This window comes from Pseudomonas sp. KK4, from assembly GCF_001984065.1.
Taxonomy (GTDB): Bacteria; Pseudomonadota; Gammaproteobacteria; order Pseudomonadales; family Pseudomonadaceae; genus Aquipseudomonas.
On record NZ_LYVP01000026.1, the window covers coordinates 43,647 to 64,761 of the forward strand.

Annotated in this window: 7 protein-coding genes; 5 read left to right on the plus strand and 2 right to left on the minus strand. The window is 65.5% G+C overall.

The genetic code is table 11. The features are described 5' to 3' along the window. Window positions 1-124: 124 nt before the first annotated feature. Both B0W55_RS11920 and B0W55_RS11925 read right to left on the minus strand, forming a co-directional pair. A complete protein-coding gene (locus tag B0W55_RS11920; protein ID WP_083743178.1) occupies window positions 125-1,546 on the minus strand; it encodes a diaminobutyrate--2-oxoglutarate transaminase in 1,422 nt (473 codons plus the stop codon). Window positions 1,547-1,676: 130 nt separating this feature from the next. Continuing rightward, window positions 1,677-3,737: a TonB-dependent receptor gene (locus B0W55_RS11925; RefSeq protein WP_077046195.1), complete on the minus strand. Its 2,061-nt coding sequence runs from the start codon at window positions 3,735-3,737 to the stop codon at window positions 1,677-1,679. A 254-nt stretch (window positions 3,738-3,991) separates the two neighbouring features. Between B0W55_RS11925 and B0W55_RS11930 the strand changes: the two genes are divergently transcribed. From B0W55_RS11930 to B0W55_RS11950, 5 genes are all read left to right on the plus strand, one after another. Next, window positions 3,992-4,969 carry a TauD/TfdA family dioxygenase gene (locus B0W55_RS11930; RefSeq protein ID WP_077046196.1) on the plus strand — a complete coding sequence of 326 codons (978 nt, stop codon included), beginning with the start codon at window positions 3,992-3,994 and terminating at the stop codon, window positions 4,967-4,969. Between the two features lie 7 nt (window positions 4,970-4,976). After that, window positions 4,977-8,411, plus strand: coding sequence for a condensation domain-containing protein (locus B0W55_RS11935; RefSeq protein ID WP_077046197.1), 3,435 nt, complete (start codon window positions 4,977-4,979; stop codon window positions 8,409-8,411). Between the two features lie 17 nt (window positions 8,412-8,428). Then, window positions 8,429-9,475, plus strand: coding sequence for a TauD/TfdA family dioxygenase (locus B0W55_RS11940; RefSeq protein WP_077046198.1), 1,047 nt, complete (start codon window positions 8,429-8,431; stop codon window positions 9,473-9,475). Window positions 9,476-9,571: 96 nt separating this feature from the next. After that, on the plus strand, window positions 9,572-12,628 hold the full coding sequence (locus tag B0W55_RS11945; RefSeq protein WP_077046199.1) for an amino acid adenylation domain-containing protein: 3,057 nt from the start codon (window positions 9,572-9,574) through the stop codon (window positions 12,626-12,628). 46 nt (window positions 12,629-12,674) lie between these two features. Then, a partial coding sequence (locus B0W55_RS11950; protein WP_139340900.1) for a non-ribosomal peptide synthetase occupies window positions 12,675-21,115 on the plus strand: 8,441 nt, incomplete at its 3' end.

Sequence of the window (21,115 nt, forward strand, 5' to 3'; positions counted from 1 at the left end):
ACGATCCCTGTAGGAGCGAGCTCGCTCGCGATGGACGTCAACGATAACGCGGGGCAGCTGAAACCCCGCGTCGCCTGGGCGTTCATCGCGAGCATGCTCGCTCCTACAGGGACAATTGCGAACCTCAGCCCCGCGCACGCTCGCTGATCGCACTCGCCGCGCGGAACAGTATCTGCGCCACGAAATCGATCTCCTGCTCGGTGATGATCAGCGGTGGCAGGAAGCGAACAGTAGCACCGTGGCGGCCGCCCAGCTCGACAATCAAACCGTGTTGCAGGCACGCCTGTTGCAAAGCCTTGGCGCGGGCGGTGTCTACCGGTGGGTGGCCCTGGGCGTCTGGGGCGCCCTGGGGGTCGACGATTTCCATGCCGAGCATCAGGCCGCGGCCGCGCACGTCGCCGATCCAGTCGAACTCGCTCTGCAATGACAGCAGTTGTTTGCGCAAATGCGCACCGGCGGTCCCGGCGTGGGCCACCAGGCCTTCGTCGCGGATGAAACGCAAGGTCGCGGTACCGGCGGCCATGGCCAATTGATTGCCACGGAAGGTGCCGGCGTGGGCACCCGGTTGCCAGACGTCCAGCGAATCGTTGTAGACCATCACCGAGAGCGGCAGGCCGCCACCGATGGCTTTGGACAGGGTAATCACGTCCGGGACAATGCCCGAGTGCTCGAAGCCGAACATGCGCCCGCTGCGGGCGATGCCGCATTGAATTTCATCGACGATCAACGGAATGCCGTGGGCCTGGGTCAGGCGACGCAGTTCCTGCATCCAGCGATCCGGCGCGGTGATCACCCCGCCCTCACCCTGGATCGGTTCGAGGATCATCGCCGCCGGTGCGGTGACGCCGCTTTCCGGGTCATTGAGCAGATGCTCCAGGTAGCGCACGTTCAGGGTCACGCCCTGCTCGCCGGCCACGCCGAACGGGCAACGGTAATCGTGGGGGAACGGCAGGCGCTGGACGCCGGCCATCAGGCCGCCCAGGGCGTTTTTCGGCGACAGGTTGCCGCTGATCGCCAGCGTGCCCAAGGTCATGCCGTGGTAGGCCCCTTCAAAGGCCAGTACCGAATGCCGGCCCGTGGCGGTGCGGGTCAGCTTCAGTGCCGCTTCCACCGCATCGGCGCCACTGGGGCCACAAAACTGGATGCGCGCGTTTCGCGCAAAGTCGGCTGGCAGGCAGCCGAAGATTTCCTGTACGAATGCGTCCTTCACCGGGGTCATCAGGTCCAGGGTGTGCATCGGCACGCCAGCGGCCATGACCTGGGTGATGGCTTCGACGATCACCGGATGGTTATGCCCCAGCGCCAGGGTGCCGGCACCGGCCAGGCAATCGACGAACACCTGTCCACGACTGTCCTGCACGTAGATGCCATGGGCCCGTTCCAGCACCAGCGGAATGCGCCGAGGGTAACTGCGGGCGTTGGATTCCTGCTGTTGCTGGCGCTCCAGCATCGGCGTCGGATCAAGGCAGTACGGGGTCGACAACCCGCGGTGCAACAGGCGTAGCTGTTGCGCGCCACCCGATGTGACATTCGAAAAAGCACTCATGATTTCCTCCAGGGAGGCTGGTTTTGGAAGGGTACAGGGCAGCCTGAAAACGAACGCTTCAGGTCACGAAAGCCGTGAAACCGGATGCGGAGAATCCTTCCCCCGCTTCCATGGTTTTACAGGGGTCGCATTACATGTCGTAGCGCAGGACCAGACCGGCAGTGCGCGGGGCACCGACATCGATGTTGTCGCCACTGCGGTTGTTGGTGACGTAGCCCTGGTCGAAGGCGTTTTTCAAATAGCCGGATAGCGCGACATTCTTGGTGATCTTGTACTCGGCGTTGAAGTTGGCCAGCCAGTAGTTGTCGGCACGGCGCTCGCCGGTGACTTGACCTGCGTCATCGAACTCGTACTCCGACGGGGCGGTGCTCTGATAGACCACGTCGGTGTTGAGGGTCACGCGGTCGTTCCAGCGATAGGTCGCGCCCATGGTCATCTTGTATTTCGGCGAGAACAGGAAGTCTTCGCCGCTCATGTCGCGGCCGTCGCTGGTGACGAAGTCCTTGTACTTGCCATCGGTCACCGAGGCGCCGGCGTTCAAGGTCAACTGTTGGCCGAAGTCTTTCTCGACGGAAAGTTCCAGACCCTTGATGTCACTGCGACCCGCGTTGTACACGTCGAAGAACTCGGTTTGCGGGTTCACGACGCTGACCTGCTGATCCTTCCAGTCGGTGTAGTAGAGGTTGGCACGGGTACGCAGGGTCTTGTCCATGAACGCACCACGGTACGACAACTCGTAGTTGGTGGTGTATTCCGGATCGTAGGCGGTATGACCGCTGCCGGCGCGAACGTTGACGCCGCCGCCGCGATAGCCGCGCTGCACCATGAAGCCAACGTATTGGTTATCGGCCAGCTCGTAGTCGATGCCCAGCTTCGGCAACACGGCATCGGAGGTCTGCTTGTCCTTGCCCGGCTCAGAGAAGTCATCGGCCTTGACGTTGGTGTCGTTGGTCTCGTGGTCGTAGCGCAGGCCGGTGATCAGGGTCCAGCGCGGGGCGAAGGTCCAGTTGACCTCACCGAAGACGGCGCCGTTCTTGATCGTGGTGTCGCCCTTGACCGTGCCGCGCAGTTGCGTGTTGTTAAACAAGCGGTCGTGGAAGTTGTTGGTGTTGTGGCCGTAGTAGACGCCGGCGAAGCTCTTGATGGTGTCAGAGGTGTAGTTCAGGCGCAGTTCCTGGCTGAACAGGTCGCCGTATTGCTTGCGCAGCACGAACTGGTTGCCGGCGGACGACTGGTCGAAGTCCAGGCGCGCGTCATAGTCGGAGTCGGTGTTGGCCGTGAGGCTGGTGAGGGACCAGTCATCATTGAGCCGGTAGTCGATCTTGGCGCTGACGGTGTCCTGCTTGAGCTTGTCGTAGGCTTCGGTGTTGGAGTCGATCTTGTAATAACGGATCGTGTCGCCCTGGCGAATCGACGAGTTATCGCCCTTGCGGCTTTCACCGTGGGCATAGGTCAACAGCACGTCGGTATCGTCGTTCGGCAGGATCAGCAGCTTGCCCCGGGCGTTGGCGGTGCGGGTCGGGTTGGCATCATCGCCGTTGAACAGGTTCTCGATGTAGCCGTCGCCTTCCTGGTAATCGACGGCGATGCGGCCGGCGATCTTGTCGTCGACGATCGAGCCGCCACCGGCCACCGCACCACCACGCTCACCGTAGGTGCCGCCATTGGCCTGCGCCGAAAAGCTCGGTACGAAGGTCGGGTTCCTGGTCTGAATAACCACTGCACCGGCCAGCGAGTTGCGGCCCTGGGTGGTGGATTGCGGGCCGAGGAACACTTCGACCTGCTCGACATCCCACAGCGGCATGGGGCTCAGGGTCAGCGAACGGTTGGGCTGTACGGCGCCGTCGACGAATACCGACACCGCACCATTGAGCGCGGCGGGGCCCTGGTCATCGAAACCGGAGACCGGCACGCCGCGGATACCCCAGTTTTCGTTGCCGGAGGTGTTGTACACACCCGGGGTGCGGGCGAATACGTCGACCAGACTGTGGTCTTCCTTCTCGCGCAGTTGCTTGTCCGTAACGACGGCTACACTCGACTGCGTTTCTTCCAGGGAACGGTTGATTTTTTCACCCGTTACCGTGATCGGAGCGATCTCCATCGAGGTCGATTGCTCTGCTGCCCATGCATTGTGGGTCAGGCAGATCGCCGACCCCACAGCCAATGCAATTGTAGTTTTTTTGTAATTCACGCCCCGCTCCCCTGCGACAGATATTGGTCTTTCTTCTAAGTCCAGAACGCTGATTGTCCCCAGCCGGCAGGAGTCTAATCCAAAAAAAAAATTAAGGGAATAAGATTGATAATGGATCTCATTTGTAATAAATATGCCGCCATGTATCGGTGACAATACATTTCAGCGGACCAGAGCGTAGCTGCCTTTGCCTTGATTTCCAGGCAGTCAACGCTTGATCCGCCTGACTGAAAAAGAAAAAAGGATGCGCAAGGATGACTTCAATCGAACACCTGAGCGGACGTTCAGAACCTTTTTCCCATGCCCCATCGATCGACCCTGCGTCGACATTGCCAGTGCTGGTAAAGGGGGAGCCGGGACAGTCGATCCATGATCTGGACGCGTCGGTTCGCGCCACGCTCGACCAGGCGCTGAGCACGGTCGGGGGCGTCCTGTTTCGCGGCTTCAGCGTGCCCACGCCCATCGATTTCAAGCGCTTCGCCGCCAGTTTCGGCGCACCGCTGGCCAGCTACGAATTCGGCTCCACGCCACGCAGCAAAGTGTTCGCCGGGGTCTACAGCTCCACCGAATACCCGGCCCATCAATTCATCCCCTTGCACAACGAACAGGCCTACACCCGGCCCTGGCCTTCGCGCATCTGGTTCCACTGCATCAAGGCCAGCGAGACCGGCGGCGAAACGCCGATCGCCGACAGCCGCCTGATCCATCAGCGCATGCCCGCCGAGATTCGCGAGCTGTTCGCCAGCCGCGAGCTGCTCTATGTGCGCAACTACAGCGGCGCCCTCGACCTGCCATGGCAGAAGGTGTTCAACACCCAAGACCGCGCCCAGGTCGAACGCTACTGCCAGGACAACGGCATCGAGTGGCAGTGGAAAGCCGACGGCGAACTGCGCACCCGGCAGCGCTGCGCCGCCGTGTTGCAACACCCCGAGACCGGTGAATGGGTGTGGTTCAACCAGGCTCACCTGTTCCATGTCTCGGCCATCGAACCGACTGTGCGCGCCAGCCTGCTGGCCGCCGTGGGTGAAGAGAACCTGCCGCGCCACGTGTATTTCGGCGACGGCTCGGCCATCGCCGATCAGGTGCTCGACACCGTACGCGAGGTCTATCGCCAGACTGCCGTCAGCTTCCCCTGGCAGCCCGGCGACATTCTGATGCTCGACAACCGACTGGTCGCACACGGCCGCAACCCTTACACCGGTGACCGCAAGGTCATCGTTGCCATGGCGTGAATTGCACATGTTCTCTTTCAAACACTGGATCGACGTGCTGGACACCCACGCCCGGCACTTTCCACAGCGCGCGGCCCTGCACTTTTTGCCGGACGGCGTCGAGATCGGCGAAACCCTGACCTTTGCTCAACTGCACGAACAGAGCCAGTCCCTGGCGGCGGCGCTGCAAGCGCGTTACGCAGCGGGTGACCGGGTGCTGTTGATGCTGCCCAGCAGCCTCGACTACGCCCGTGCCTTCTGCGCCTGCCTGTATGCCGGGCTGATCGCCGTGCCGCTGTTTCCCCCACCGTCGCGCAAGCCCCGTCATCTGGATCGGGTGCGCAACGTGGTGGTGGATGCCGAACCTGCGCTGATTCTCGCCCCTGCCGACTATTGCCCGAGCCTGCGAGAACTGGTCAAGGGCCGGGTCGAGGTGTCCACGGTCGAAGACCTCGGCACGCCGCCCGCCAGTCAATGGACCCGTCCGCAAGTCGACGGCGCCACCGTGGCCTTCCTGCAATACACCTCCGGCTCCACCGGCAACCCCAAAGGCGTCGAAGTGCGCCAGCGCAACCTGATCGCCAACGTCGAGCTGATGCGCCAGGCCTACGGCTTCGATGAGCACGGCGCCATGGTCAACTGGCTGCCGCTGTACCACGACATGGGCCTGATCGGCGGCATGCTGGCTCCTTTATACAGCGGCATGCCCTGCTACCTGATCGCCTCGCAGACCTTCGTCAACGCACCGTCCACCTGGCTGCAGGCGTTGAGCCGTTACCGCGCCACCGCCAGCTTCGCCCCGAACTTCGCCTACGCCCTGTGCAACCGCGTGGCCAGCGACCACCTGATCGCCCAGCTCGACCTCAGCGCCTGGCAGCACGCGATCAATGGCGCCGAACCGATCCATCCCGGCACCCTCGACACCTTCGTCCAGCGTTTTTCCGCCTGCGGCCTGAACCCGCTGGCGATCAGCCCCGGCTACGGCCAGGCCGAAGCCACGCTGTGCGTGAGCGCCACGCCGGCCGATGCATTGCCGGTGGTGCTGCGCCTGGACAAGGCCGTGCTGGAAACCGGCCGCGTCGCCCTGGCAGCCGCCGAGGCCCCGGCAGTGGAGTTCGTGGCCTGCGGTTATCCGCAAGCGCTGCACAGCATCGCCATTGTCAACCCGCACACCCATGAACGCTGCGCCGTCGACCACATCGGCGAAGTCTGGCTGCAAGGCCCGAGCAACGCCGAGGCCTACTGGAAGAATCCCGAAGCCAGCCGCGAGGCCTTCCAGGCGCAGATCGTCGGCGAAACCGGCCACTATTTGCGTTCCGGCGACCTGGGCTTCATGCACGAAGGCCAAGTGGTGATCTGCGGTCGGGTCAAGGATTTGCTGATCCTCAACGGACGCAACCTGTACCCCCACGACATCGAATTCGCCATCACCGATGCCGAGCCGGGCATTCGCACCGGGCGCGTCGCCGCCTTCTCGGAAATGGACCCGGTGCTGGGTCGCGAGAAACTGGTGATCGTCGCCGAGCCCCATCGCAAATACGTCTATCCGGGCCATCACCCGGCGCTGTTCGCCTCGATGCAGGACGCCGTGCGCGAAGCCGCCGACTGCGGCATCGACCAGATCGTGCTGGTGGAGGCCGGCACCATCCCGATGACCACCAGCGGCAAGATCGCCCGCCAGGGCGCGCGCAAGCAATTGGCCGCGGGCACCCTGAGCGTGATCGTCCAATACGGCGGACAAGTCGCGGTTCTCAAGGACAGCATCGACCTGGCGCAACTGCACGAGCGCACGGCCAACGCCTCGGAAGACGCCCTGGACGCATGCCGCCAGTGGCTGGAGCAGACCCTGTATGAGGTTAACCCGTACCTGAGCGTGGACTTCGACAAAAGCCTGATCGGTCTCGGCCTGGACTCCATCCGCATCGCCGACTTCGCCGCGCGCCTGCACCAGCACCTGGGCTGGAACCTCCAGACCCATCCGCTGTTCGGCGAGCAGACCCTGGGCGAATGGGCCCAGGCGCTGCTGGACTTCCTCAGCGAACCGGCGCCCGAAGCCGCGTCCGAGGCCGAGCGCGCCAGCCTCGGCCAGCCCCATGGCCGACAATCCTTTGCCCAGAGCCGCCTGTGGTTCCTGCGCCAGCTCGACCCCAACGACACCCGGCACAACCTGGTGCTGCACCTGCGCCTGCAAGGCGCACTGGACAGCGAAGCCCTGGCCCTGCGCCTCAATGCCCTGGCCCTGCGCCACAGCGTTTTGCGCACGGTGTACCACGATGACGTCGACGGCCCGCAACAACGGATCCTGCCATCGGCGACGGTGCCGCTGACCTGGCACGACTGGCGCTATCAACCGCTTGCCCTGCAACAGCAAGCCGTCAGCGACTGCCTGGCCCGTGAGCATGCGACCCCGGTCGATCTGCAAAACGGCCCACTGTTGCGCGCGCACCTGTTCAGCCGCGACGATGAGCAGCACGACCTGTTGCTGACCCTGCACCACATCGCCTTCGACGGACGATCCACCCAGCTGTTGCTGGCCGAACTGGCCGGGGCGGCTGCAGACAGGCAGCCGTTGCAGTACCTGGATTTCGCCCGCTGGGAAGCCGAGCATTGGAACCTCGAGCGGGTCGCCGCCGAACAACAGTTCTGGCGTGAGCACCTGGGCAGCGTGCCGCAAACCCTGGACTTGGGCGGCAGCGGTCAACTCCCGGGCCAGCACAGCCTCAAGTTCACCCTGCCCCAGGCCAGCTGTGACACCTTGACTGTGCTTGCCCGCGAACAGGGCATGACCCTCTTCATGCTTTTGCTGGCCAGCTATCAACTGGTGCTCCGGCAACTGGGCGGGCAGCAGCAGTTCCTGCTGGGCACCGACGTCAGCGGCCGGCCACTGGCCGAGCACAACGAGGTGATCGGCTTCTTCGTCAACCAACTGACCCTGCGCTGCGATCTGCGGGGCGAACCGACCCTGGCCGACTTCCTCGGGCAGGTCCGCGATCAGGCGCGACTGGCCTACGCCCACCAGGGCCTGCCATTCGATCTGGTGGTCTCGGCGCTGGCGCCGCAGCGCCGTGCCGGGCACTCGCCGCTGTTCCAGGTCAAGCTCAACTATCAGCCGTCGCGGGTCAACCCGACCGCAATCGCCGGCGCGCAAATGACCTCGCTGGACGTGGCACAAGACCCCGGCGATTTCCATCTGGTGCTGGACCTGGTGCATGGCAGCCAGGGCATCGAGGCCACCCTGAAATTCCGTGGCGAACACTTCGATCAGGCCCGCGCCCTGCGCCTGCAACACCTGTGGACGCGCCTGCTGGACGAGAGCCGCGAGCTGCTTGGGCAATCGCTGCCGGCCCTGGCCGAACGCATCGACGCCTGGGACCAGGCGTTCCAGCGCGAACGCCAGCACAGCCAGGCCCTCGCCGGTCGCAGCCAGATGCTGCAAACCAAACGTCGCTCACTGCCCCTTTAACCGAGTTGGATGCCTCTATGCCTATCGAGCCCCCACCGTCCCGCGCCCTTGGCGGCGTGCGTCGCAAAGCCATGAACGTCACGGAACAGCAACTGGTCAGCGAGCGCCTGCTGCACCCTGACCACGCCCTGCCGCTGGTGATCGAGCCTGCGGTCAGCGGTGTCGACCTGGCGGCCTGGGCCGCCAGCGAGCGGGAGAGCCTCGAGCGCAAACTGCTGCACTACGGCGCCCTGCTGTTTCGCGGCTTTGCCGTGCAGTCGGTGGAACAGTTCGATCAGGTCATCGCCGCCCTCTCCCCCGGCGCGCTGGAGTACATGTTCCGCGCCTCGCCGCGCACCCGGGTCGGCGGCAACATCTACACCTCGACCGACTACCCGGCCGACCAGATGATTTTCCCGCACAACGAACATTCCTACTCGCCGCGCTTCCCGTTGCGCCTGTTCTTCTACTGCCATCTGCCGTCGCAAACCGGCGGCGAAACCCCGATCGGCTCGACCCGCAGCGTGAAGGCCGCCATCAGCCCGCAGATCGAAGCGCGCTTTCGCGAAAAGGGCGTGCTGTACGTGCGCAATTACGGCGACGGTTTCGGCCTGCCCTGGCAGAGCGTGTTCCAGTCCGAGGATCGCAGCGAAGTCGAGGCCTACTGCGCCAGCGTCGGTATCGAAGTGCAATGGAAAGACAACGACCGCCTGCGCACCCGCCAGCGCGGCCCGGCCGTGGTGCGCCACCCGAGCACCGGCGAAGAGGTGTGGTTCAACCACGCGACCTTCTTCCACATCAGCACCCTGCCGCCGGCCATCCGCGACTCGCTGCAAAGCAACTTCAGCGAGTTCGACCTGCCGACCAACACCTTCTATGGCGACGGCGAGCCGATCGAGCCCCAGGTGCTGGAATCGCTGCGCGCCGCTTATCTCGATTCGCTGGTGCGCTTCAGTTGGCAACAGGGCGATGTGCTGTTTATCGACAACATGCTCGCAGTACACGGTCGCGACCCCTTCACCGGCAAGCGCGCGATCCTCACCGGCATGGCGCAAGCCCTGCTGTCGAGCGACGTCGCCGTCTGATCCTTTCCACGGGTGCACGCAGATGAACGCGGCCGCCAGCGGCTTCGCGGGCCTCTGCCACCCCAGGTTTAACCCCTATTTGCAGTCGAGTTGAACATGAGCGGACTCCAAGGTTTTCGTATTTCGCCGCAACAGGCGTCGGTTTATCAGCACATCAACGGCGTCGCCGAACATCCCTTGAGCTGCCGTTTGCAGTGGTCGTCGTCCTTGCCCCTTGGCCTCGACGTCCTGAACCAGCGCCTGCGCGCCCTGATCGCCGACAGTGAAATCCTGCGCACTCGGCTGACACCCGTGCCGGGGCTGCGCTTTCCGGTGCAGGTGATCCACGACCGCGTTGAGCTGTCCGTGTCGTTGCAGGACTGGCGTTCACTGAGCCGTGACGAGCAGGACGCGGCGCTGGACCGCCTCACGACCCAGCCCCGCGACTGGACGCTGCCGCTGGCGGTGACCTGGGTACGCCTGTCGGACCAACAATCGGTGCTCGACCTGGCCGGCGCCAGCAGCCATTTCGACCTGGCCAGCCTGAAACTGCTGGCGGCAGCCCTACTGCAAGACGCCAGCCCGGCCCTGACCGAGGCGCTGCAATACGCCGACTACGCCGAGTGGCGCTGGAGCCTGACCGAAGACGAGCCGGACCATCCGGGGGTGAATTTCTGGAAGCCCCTGGCCGACAGCGAACAACCGGCGTTGCAGCTGTCGCTGGAATCCATCACGGGCAAGGGCTTTGTCCCGCAGCGAGTGGACCTGGTCATCCCGCAGGCCCTCGCCCGGCACCCGTCCCTGACCTCCAACCTGATGCTCAGCGCCTGGGCCGCGGTGCTCAGCCGCCTCGCCGGTCAACAGCAGATTGCCCTGACCTGGATCCACGAAAGTCGTGGCCCGGAACTGGAAAACGCCCTGGGCCTGTTCGAGCAGTGCCTGCCCCTGCGACTTGACCTGGACCCACAATCGACGCTGCTGGAGCAAAGCAAAGCCATTGCCGCCAGCATCGAGCTCAGCGCGGGCTGGCAGGACTACTACACCCACAATCTCAACGGCGGTTATGCCTTCGCCTGGCGCCAGGGCCATGAGCACGAACGCCACGCCAGCGCCGTGCTCAACCCGGTCAAAGCCTGTCTCAACGTGCAGCAGACCCCGGACAGGGTTCAGGCCCACGTGCTCTACGACGCCCACCTGCTGAGCGCCAACGCCGCCGCCTGCCTTGGCGAGCAATGGCTGCAACTGCTGCAAGGCGCCCTGGCCGAACCGCAACAGGCCTGGGCACAACGGCCCCTGAGCGGCCCGCTGCAAATCCAGACCATCGACGCCGCACCGACTTCACCCGCCATTGAACCGGTGACCCTGGTAGAGCTGATTGCCCGTCAGGTCCGGCAACAGCCCAATGCCATCGCCCTGAGCGACAAGGACGGCGACCTCAGCTACGCCGCCCTCGACGCCTGCGCCACGGGGCTGGCCCATCGACTGCGCGACGCCGGTATCGGCCCGGGCATGCCGGTGGGCATTCTGTTCGGCCGTGGCAACGCGGCGATTGTCGCCATGCTCGCGGTGTTGAAGGCCGGCGGTGTCTACGTGCCGGTCGACCCGACCTACCCGGCGGATCGCCGCGCCTACATGCTCGCCGACAGCGCCATCGCCCACATTGTGGTCAGCAGTGAGCTGGCCGACAGCGTGCCCGACAGCCTGCAACGCTTCGTCCTCGACGACCTGAGCGTGCCCGACATCAGCACCCTGCCGCCGCTGCCCCTGCCCGATGCGAACGACCTGGCCTACCTGATCTACACCTCCGGCTCCACCGGCGCACCGAAAGCCGTGGAAATCACCCATGGCGCCCTGAGCGTTTCGACCCAGGTGCGCATGGCCGCCTACGGCACACCGGTGCGGGCTTACCTGCTGCTGTCGTCGTTCGCCTTCGACAGCTCGGTGGCCGGGATCTTCTGGACCCTGGCCCAAGGCGCACGCCTGGTATTGCCGGCCACCGGCGAAGAACTGGACATGCCACGCCTTGCGCAACTGATCGCCCGGCACCAGGTCAGCCATGGCCTGTCGCTGCCGTCGCTGTATCAGGCCTTGCTCGACCAGTTGCAGCGCAATGCCGACAGCCAGAGCCTTGCGTGCTGGATCGTCGCCGGCGAGGCCTGCCCGCCTTCGCTGATCACCCAGCACAGCCAGGCCCTGCCGAACGCGCAATTGGTCAATGAATACGGTCCCACCGAGGCCACAGTCTGGGCCACCTATGAAGTGCTGGACCCGAGCCGCGAGCTGAGCATCGGTCGACCGATTGCCGGCATGGACCTGCGGGTGCTCAACGACCACGACGTCGCCTGCGGTGTCGGCGAACCGGGGGAAATCGTCCTCGCCGGCCCGACCCTGGCCCGGGGTTACCGCAACAAACCCGAAGAAACCGCCAAGGCCTTCGTCACTCTGGCCGACGGCACCCGCGCCTACCGCACCGGCGACCTGGCCTGCTGGCTGGCGGACGGGCGCCTGGCGTTCCTCGGGCGCAAGGACCATCAGGTCAAGCTGCGCGGCTACCGCATCGAGCTGGGTGAAATCGAGCGGCAACTGTGCAGCCACAGCGACGTGCGCGAAGCCGCGGTGATCGTCCAGGAACACGCCGCCGGCAAACGCCTGCTGGCCTACGTGCTGGCGGCCCACGGCTATGCGCCGGACTCCGAAGCGATCAAGCGCTTCCTCGGCGAACGTCTGCCGTCGTACATGGTGCCGGCCCGAGTGCTGACCCTGGCGACCTTCCCACGCACCCCCAATGGCAAGCTCAATCTGCGCCAGTTGCCCGACCCGGACCAGCTCGACGAAAGCGCCTTCGTCGCCCCGCGCAATGCCATGGAAACCACCCTGCACGCCATCGTCGCCAAGGTCCTGAAGCTGCCGAGTGTGAGCGTCACCGAGAATTTCTTCGCCGTCGGCGGCGACTCGATCCTCAGCCTGCAAGTGGTGGCCCAGGCCCATGAGCAAGGCATCGCCCTATCGGCCAAGCAGGTGTTCGAACGCCAGACCATCGCCGCCATGGCCGAAGTCGCCCAGCCCCTGGCGGCTGACGGTGCAGAGCCCAAAAGCTGCGAATTCAGCGCCTCGGGCCTGTCCGCCGACGAGATGCAGGCCTTGATGGCCGAGCTCGACGAAAACGAATTCTGATCGGCTTTTTTTGCGTGCCATCACCCCTTTTTTGCAGGACGTTTTAATGACCACCGAAAACAACACCAGCAATCCGATCGAAGACATCTACCCGCTGTCACCGCTGCAACAAGGGATGCTGTTCCACTCCCTGCTGCACGAAGATTCCGGCGTGTACCTGATGCAGGATCGCTACCGCATCGGTGGCGCCATCGACGAAGTGGCGTTCCTCGAATCCTGGCGCCAGGTGGTGGCGCTGCACCCTTCCCTGCGCGCCAGTTTCCAGTGGAAAACCCAGAAGCAACCGGTGCAGGTGATCCACCGCGAGGTCAAGGTGCCGCTGGATACGATCGACCTGCGCGGCCTTGCGCCCCATGAGCAGGAAGCACGAATCCGCACCCTGCTGACGGACGAGCAAAAGGTCGGGTTCAACCTGTCCAAGCCGCCGCTGATTCGCTTCCGCCTGGTGCGCCTGGGCGATGAGTCCTACGAGTTCATCCGCAGCTTCCACCACATCCTGATGGACGCCTGGTGCATCTCCCTGGTGACGGTGGACTTCCTCAAGGTCTACGAAGCGCTGTGCAACGACCGCACCCCAGAGCTGAAGAGTCCACGGCCGTTCCGCGACTACGTCCAGTGGCTGCAACGCCAGGACGCGACCAAGGCCGAGCAGTTCTGGCGCGGTCAGTTGCAAGGGCTCAACGCGCCGACGCCGCTGACCGTGGACAACGGCGTGACCCGCAATCGCTACACCGACGCGGTGCTGGTGGACGACCGTCTGATTCACCTCACCGAGTCGCAAACCCAGGCACTGGCGGCGTTCTGCCGGGCCCGGCGCATCACCCCCAATACCTTCTTCCAGGGCGTCTGGTCCTTGCTGCTGTCGCGCTACAGCGGCCAGCGCGATGTGCTGTTCGGTGTGACCGTGGCCGGCCGCCCGGCGGAGCTGACCGGCGTGGCCGAGATGATCGGCCTGTTCATCAACACCCTGCCGTTGCGGGTGTCGGTGGACCCCGAAGCGTCACTGGGCCAATGGCTGAGCGCGCTGCAAGGGCTGAACGTCGACATGCGCGACTACGAGCACACGCCGCTCACCGACATCCAGGGCTGGAGCGATTTCCCCCGGGGCGAAACCCTGTTCGACAGCATCCTGGTGTTCGAGAACGCGCCGATCGACGAGCAGATTCTCGAGGGCGGTTTCCAGTTCAGCCTCGATGGCATGGACCACAGCGTGCACACCCACTACGGCCTGACCGTGGTGATCCTGCCCGGCGAGCAACTGGGCATTCGCGTGTCCTACGACCGCGAGCGATTCGACGCACCGACCATCGAGCGCCTGCTCGGTCATCTGGCCAGCCTGGTGCGCGGCATGCTCGCCACCCCGGACGCCACCCTGGGCAGCTTCGAACTGCTGGCTGCTGAAGAACGCCAGCAACTGCTCGGTGAATGGGCAGTCAACCCCCACGAATTCCCGCTGGACCAGCGCTACGCGCAATTGTTTGCCCGTCAGGTCGCCCAACGCGGCGATCAAGTGGCCGCAATCTGCGACGGCGAGTCCCTGACCTACGCCGAACTGGACCGTCGCGCCAACCGTCTGGCCCACGCCCTGCGTGAAGCCGGTGCCGGCGAGGATCAACTGGTGGCGCTGGTCGCGCCCCGGGGCCTGGCGCTGTTGACCATGATGATCGCCGTGTTCAAGGCCGGCGCGGCGATGCTGCCGCTGGAGGTCAATCATCCGCCGGAGCGCCTGCGCGAGATCCTCACGCTGTCCCGCGCACCGTTGCTGGTGGCCAGCGAAGGTTGCAGCGGCCTGCTCGATCAACTGCTGAGCGGTCTCGACCCCGCGCCGAACGCGCTGTTCGCCGAAGCCTGCTGGCAGGCTGGCAACGATGCGCCCCTGCCGCTGCTCGGCGGCCCGGACAGCCTGGCCTACGTGCTGTTCACCTCAGGTTCGACCGGTACGCCCAAGGGCGTGATGATCGAACAACGGGGCATGCTCAATAACATCTTCGGCAAGGTGCCGGCCCTGGGCCTGAACGCCGACGACCGCATCCCGCAAACCGCCTCGGTGGCCTTCGACATTTCGGTGTGGCAGTTCCTCGCCGCCCCGGTGCTGGGTGCCACCGTACACATCCTCCCGGACGACGTGGCCCACGACCCGCAGCGCCTGCTGCAAGTGCTGGCCAGCGAGCGCCTGAGCGTGCTGGAAATCGTCCCGAGCCTGATGCGCACCCTGCTTGCCCTGTGCCCGTGCGAACTGCAACTGCCGGACCTGCGCTGGGTGCTGCCCACCGGTGAAGCCCTGCCGCCGACCGTGGCCCGCGACTGGTTCGCGCGCTTTCCCGACATTCCCCTGATGAACGCCTATGGCCCGGCCGAGTGCGCCGACGACGTGGCCTTCCAGCCGATCTTCGCGGCGCCAGGTGACGACGTCAGCCACATGCCCATCGGCCAGCCGACCGCCAACAACCGCCTGTACGTACTGGACGAGGCCCTGCGCCCGGTGCCGGTCGGCGTGGCCGGGGAAATCTGTGTCGGCGGCGTCGGCGTCGGCCGCGGCTACCTGCACGATCCGCAACGCACCGCCGATGCCTTCATCGATCACCCGCAACTGGACGGACGCCTCTACCGCACCGGCGACCTGGGCCGCTGGCGCGCCGATGGGGTGATCGAATACCTCGGCCGCCGCGACCAGCAGGTCAAGCTGCGCGGGCACCGCATCGAACTGACGGAAATCGAACATCGCCTGGCCCAGCACCCGAACGTGCGTGAAGCCGCTGTGCTGCTGCGGGAAAACAGCGTCGGCGAAGCGTGGCTGGTGGCCTACTGGTCGGCGCATGACGAAAGCCTGGGCAGCGACGGCCTGGGCGAGCACCTGCGCGGGCAATTGCCGCCGTACATGGTGCCAGCGGCGTTCGTCTGCCTGGAACGTTTGCCGCTCAACGCCAACGGCAAGGTCGACCGCAAGGCCCTGGCCGCCCGCGAGCTGGAGTGGCAGGCCGATACCGAGGCAAGCATCGCGCCGCGCAACGAACTGGAAGCGGCGGTGGCCAAGGTCTGGGCCGAGGTGTTGGGCCGCGACAGCGTCGGCGTCGAGGACAACTTCTTCACCCTCGGCGGTCATTCGCTGCTGGCCACACAGATCGTGGCGCGGTTGCGGGCACACTTCAAACTCGAGCTGCCGTTGCGGGTGTTGTTCGAACAACCCACCGTGGCCTTGCTGGCCGTGGCCATCGCCGCCCGCCAGGCCCAGGCCGCCGCGCCGCAATCGGCCACCGCCCAAGGGCCCAAAGCCCAGCCGCGCCCAGCCTTGCTGCCGCTGTCGTTCTCGCAACAGCGCCTGTGGTTCATCGAGCAACTGACGCCGGGCACCACCCTGTTCAACATCCCGTTCGCCCTGCACCTGAAAGGCGAACTGAACGTTCCAGCGCTGCACGCCAGCCTCAACGACCTGCTGGTGCGCCATGAGATCCTGCGTACCGGTATCCGCAGCACCGACGGCGTGCCCTGCCAGCACATCAGTGATGCGCTGAGCATCGAGCTGCCGTTCGAAGATTTGTCTGCACTGCCAGCGACTGCCCGCGAAGGCGCGCAGTTCAACGCCTTGCGGGACACCTTCGAACAACCTTTCGACCTGACCCGACCGCCGCTGCTGCGTGCGAGCCTGCTGCGCCTGGCACCCGGGGAACATGTACTGGGCATCGCCCTGCATCACCTGGTCTCGGACGCCTGGTCGGCGACCATCGCCCTGCGCGAACTGGCCCTGGGTTACGAAGCCCGCTGCAACGGCAAGGCCGCCGAACTGCCGGCGCTGGCGGTGCAATACGCCGACTTCGCCCTGTGGCAGCGCGAGCACCTGCAAGGCGCGGAGCTCAAGCGTCAGCTGGACTACTGGACCCAGACCCTGGACCGCAGCAACAGCGAAGGCAGTCCGCTGCTGGCGTTGCCCACCGATCTGCCGCGGCCATCGGTGCAGACCTATCGCGCCGGCATCGTCCAGCGCGAACTCAGCGCCGACCTCAGCGCTCGGGTGCAAGCCTTCGCCAGCCGCCTGGGCACCACGCCGTTCACCGTGCTGTTCGCCGGCTTCGCGGTGCTGATGCACCGTTTGAGCGGCGACGCCACAGTGCTGATCGGTACGCCGGTCACACATCGTGAACAGCCGGGCACCGAAGGCTTGCTCGGCATCCTGCTGAACAATCTGGCGATCCGTGCCGACTTCGAGCCGCAAGCCGGCTTCACCGCGTTGGTGGAACAGGTTGCCAAGCGCCTGCGCGAAGGCCTGCAGCATCAGGACCTGCCGTTCGAGCAACTGGTGGACAGCCTGCAATTGCCGCGCAGCCTCAGCCATGCGCCGCTGTATCAGGTGATGGTCGCCCAACAACTGGCCATGGAGTCGCGCCTGCGCTTCCCGGGCCTGGCATTCGAAGCCCTCGATACGCCGCTCAAGCAGTCCGAATGCGATCTGGACCTGCACGTGCTGTGCCCGGCCAATGCGCCGATCCAGCTGGAGCTGATGTTCGCCCTCGACCTGTTCGTCGCCGACAGCGCCCGCCAGACCCTGGCCCGCCTGGAGCACCTGCTGATACAGATGCTCGCCGAACCGCAACGCCCGGTGTCCGCCCTGCCGCTGCTGCTGGAGGCGGAATGGCAGCGCACCGTGGTCGAATGGAACCGCACCGAGATGCAGGTGCCGCAGCACCTGACCTTCGCCCAACTGTTCGAGCAACAGGCCGAACGCACCCCGGACCGCGACGCCCTGACGTTCGAAGGCCGCAGCCTGAGCTACGGCGAACTCAACCGCCGGGCCAACCAGGTGGCGCATTACCTGCGCAGCCGTGGCGTCGAGGCCAACCGTCCGGTGGCTTTGTGCGTCGAGCGTTCGCTGGAACTGCTGGTGGGCCTGCTGGGCATTCTCAAGTCCGGGGGCGCCTATGTGCCGCTGGACCCGACCTACCCGGTCGATCGCCTGGCCTACATGCTCGAAGACGCACAACCGGCGCTGTTCCTCGGCCAGCAAGGCCTGCTGGAGCAACTCGGCGCCGACCTGCCGCGCCTGCGCCTGGACACTGACGCCGCGCTGTTCGCCGATCAGCCGGACAGCAACCTGGCGCCGCTGGCCGGGCCCGATGACCTGGCCTACATCATGTACACCTCCGGTTCCACCGGTAAGCCCAAGGGCACCCTGGTCACCAACGGTTCGGTGGTCAACCTGGCCTGGGCGCGGATCCACGGCCTGTACCGCCGCTACACCGACCAGCCGCTGCGCACCAGCTTCAACTACTCGTTCGCCTTCGACAGTTCGGTGGCCGAGCTGATTTTGCTGCTGGACGGCCACAGCCTGTACCTGACCCCGGAAGAGGTGCGCTACGACCCCGAGGCCCTGGCGCAGTTCTTCCGCGACACCCGCCTGGACGCCTTCGAGTGCACCCCGGCGCAGCTCAAGGCCTTGCTCGAAAGCGACGGCGTGCGCCGTGGCGAGGTGTACCTGCCGCGCTTCGTGCTGTTCGGTGGCGATGCGGTGGACGCGCAGCTCTGGCAGCGCCTGCCGTCGATTGCCGGCAGCCGCTTCTTCAACACCTACGGCCCCACCGAATGCACGGTGGACGCCACCGGTTGCGCAGTGGACGACTTCCCGACGCGGCCGATCATCGGCCGGCCGATCGCCAACGTGCGCACCTATGTCCTCGACGCCTGGCTCAACCCGATGCCGGTAGGCGTACCGGGCGAGCTGCACATCGGCGGCGCCGGCGTGACCCTGGGCTACCTCAACCGTGCCGAACAGACCGCCAAGGTGTTCATCAAGGACCCGTTCTCGAGCCTGCCCGGTGCGCGCATGTACAAATCCGGCGACTTGGTGCGCTGGCTGCCCGACGGCCAGCTGGAATACCTGGGGCGCATGGACCATCAGGTGAAAATCCGTGGTTTCCGCGTGGAGCTGGGGGAAATCGAAGCGCTGATCGGCGCCCAGCCCGGCGTGCGGCAATCGGTGGTGCTGGCCCGCGAAGACGTCCCCGGCGACAAGCGCCTGGTGGCCTATGTCACCTGCGACGGCCCGGCCCACGTGGACGGCTGGCGCAAGACCCTCGGTGCCGCCCTGCCCGACTACATGGTGCCTTCGGCATTCGTGGTGCTCGTTGAACTGCCGCTGACCGACAACGGCAAACTCAATCGCAAGGCCCTGCCGGCACCGGACCTGCAAGCCGCGCCGGATGCCCAGGACCCGCCGCGCACCCCCGCCGAACAGCAACTGGCGGCGCTGTGGGCCGAGCTGCTGAATGTGCCGCTGACCCAGATCGGTCGCGACAGCCACTTCTTCTACCTGGGCGGCCACTCGCTGCTGGCGGCGGTGCTGTTCGCCCGCCTGCGCCAACAGTTCGCCACGGTGCCGGCACTGCGCTCGGTGTTCGAGCACCCGACCCTGGAGGCTCTGGCCGCGCTGCTCGGCGAGCCTCTGCAAGCCCCGGCTGCGACCTGGGTGGCGGCGCCGCGCCCCGCCCGCCTGCCCCTGTCTTTCGAACAGCAGCGCCTGTGGTTCCTCGAACAGCTCAGCGCGGGCGGCGGTGAGTACAACGTGGTCAGCGCCGTGCAGTTCAACGGCGAGCTGAACGTGCCGGCCTTGCAAGCGGCATTGAATGCCGTGGTGGCGCGCCATGAAATCCTGCGCAGCCGCATCGTGCGCGAAGCCGATGGTGAGCTGGCGCTGATCATCGAACCGCAGGCCAACCTTGACCTGCGCGTGGCAACACTGGACGCGAGCAGCGATCAAGCCTGGCAACAACTGACCGATGAGGCGATCCATGCCGAAACCGGTCACCGCTTCGATCTGGCCACGCAACTGCCGATTCGCGCCACGCTGGTTCAGCGCACGGGTCAACCCCAAGCCCTGTTGCTGCTGAACCTGCATCACTGCGTCACCGATGACGCCTCCAGCCAGAACCTGTTGGACGAGCTGGCACGCCTCTATGCCGGCAGCCATGCCGAATTGCCGAAACTGGCCCTGCAATACCCGGACTACGCGCTCTGGCAGCGCGAGCCCAAGCAGCAGGCGCTGTTCCGCGAGCAACTGGCCTACTGGCGCAAGCAACTGGAGGACGGCGATTACTTGCTGGACCTGCCCACCCGACAGGCTCGCCCGAACCAGCTCGACCCGGTGGCCGGCGCGGTGCAGGTGCAATTGCCTGCGCAACTGGCGGCACGCTTGCGCCAGTTCGCCCAGCAACGGGGCGCCAGCCTGTACATGCTGATGCTCGGCGCCGCGCAACTGCTGCTGGGGCGTTATGCCAACCAGCGCGACGTGCGCTTCGGCAGCCCGGTGGCCCAGCGGCCGCTGGCCGAGTTGCAGCCGCTGATCGGCTGCTTCGTCAACACCGTGGTGATGCGCAGCGACCTCGACCCGGCACTGGATTTCGAAGGCCTGCTCAGTCAGGTGCGTGATCGCGTGCTGGATGCGCAGCAACATCAGGACGTGCCGTTCGACCACGTGGTGGAAAGCCTGAACCCGGCGCGCAGCCTGGCGCAGACGCCGCTGTTCCAGGTGCTGTTCGTGATGCAGAACGCCGATGCCGCGGCCAGTCAGTGGCCGCAGTTGCAGGTACATGAGCGGGCTGTGACGGCGCAGTCCACCAAATACGACCTGAACTGGGAAGTGCATGACGGTGAGGTGCTGTCGGTTCTGCTTGAATACCGCGCGGCGCTGTTCAGCGAGGCCACGATAAAGACCTGGCTCGTGCAGTGGCAACAGTTGCTGGAAACCATGCTCGACGCGCCGCAGACGCTGATTGGCGATTGGTCGCCGGTGGGTGAAAGCGAGCGTCGCCAGCAACTGGTGCAGTGGAACGCCACCGAGCGTAATTACGCCGGCCCAACCAACCTGCACACGGCCCTGCTCCAACAAGCCGCCCTCACCCCCAACGCCCCGGCGCTGGTGTTCGAAGGTCAGCGCCTGACTTACGCCGAACTGGATCAGCGTGCCCAACAACTGGCCCGTGCCTTGCGCGCCGCCGGTATCGGTCGCGAGTCCATCGTGCCGGTGTGCATGGAGCGCTCGGTGGAAATGGTCGTGGCCCTGCTCGGCATCGTGCATGCCGGTGCCGCGTGGCTGCCGCTGGACCCAGAGCTTCCGGCGGCGCGTCTGGCGTTCCTGATTGCAGACGCCGAGGCGCAGGTCACCCTGACCCAGCCGCAGTGGCTGACCAAACTGCCGGCCGGGCACCCCGCCTGGATCCTCGACGCCCTGCCCCAAGCGCCGGCGGGTGAACCGCTGAGCGTCGAGGCCAGCGATCTGGCCTACGTGCTCTACACCTCCGGTTCCACCGGTCAACCCAAAGGCGTGATGAACGAACACGGCGCCCTGATGAACCGCATCCACTGGATGCAGGACGCCTTCCCGATCGGCCCCAACGACCGCGTATTGCAGAAGACGCCGTACAGCTTCGACGTGTCGGTGTGGGAGTTCTTCTGGCCGCTGATCACCGGTGCCACCCTGGTGGTCGCCCGTCCGGACGG

Excerpts from the sequence above, each read along its gene's own strand:
- B0W55_RS11930 (WP_077046196.1), top strand. The coding sequence starts at position 3,992 with ATGACTTCAATCGAACACCTGAGCGGACGTTCAGAACCTTTTTCCCAT.
- B0W55_RS11940 (WP_077046198.1), top strand. The coding sequence starts at position 8,429 with ATGCCTATCGAGCCCCCACCGTCCCGCGCCCTTGGCGGCGTGCGTCGC.
- B0W55_RS11945 (WP_077046199.1), top strand. The coding sequence starts at position 9,572 with ATGAGCGGACTCCAAGGTTTTCGTATTTCGCCGCAACAGGCGTCGGTT.
- B0W55_RS11920 (WP_083743178.1), bottom strand. The coding sequence starts at position 1,546 with ATGAGTGCTTTTTCGAATGTCACATCGGGTGGCGCGCAACAGCTACGC.
- B0W55_RS11935 (WP_077046197.1), top strand. The coding sequence starts at position 4,977 with ATGTTCTCTTTCAAACACTGGATCGACGTGCTGGACACCCACGCCCGG.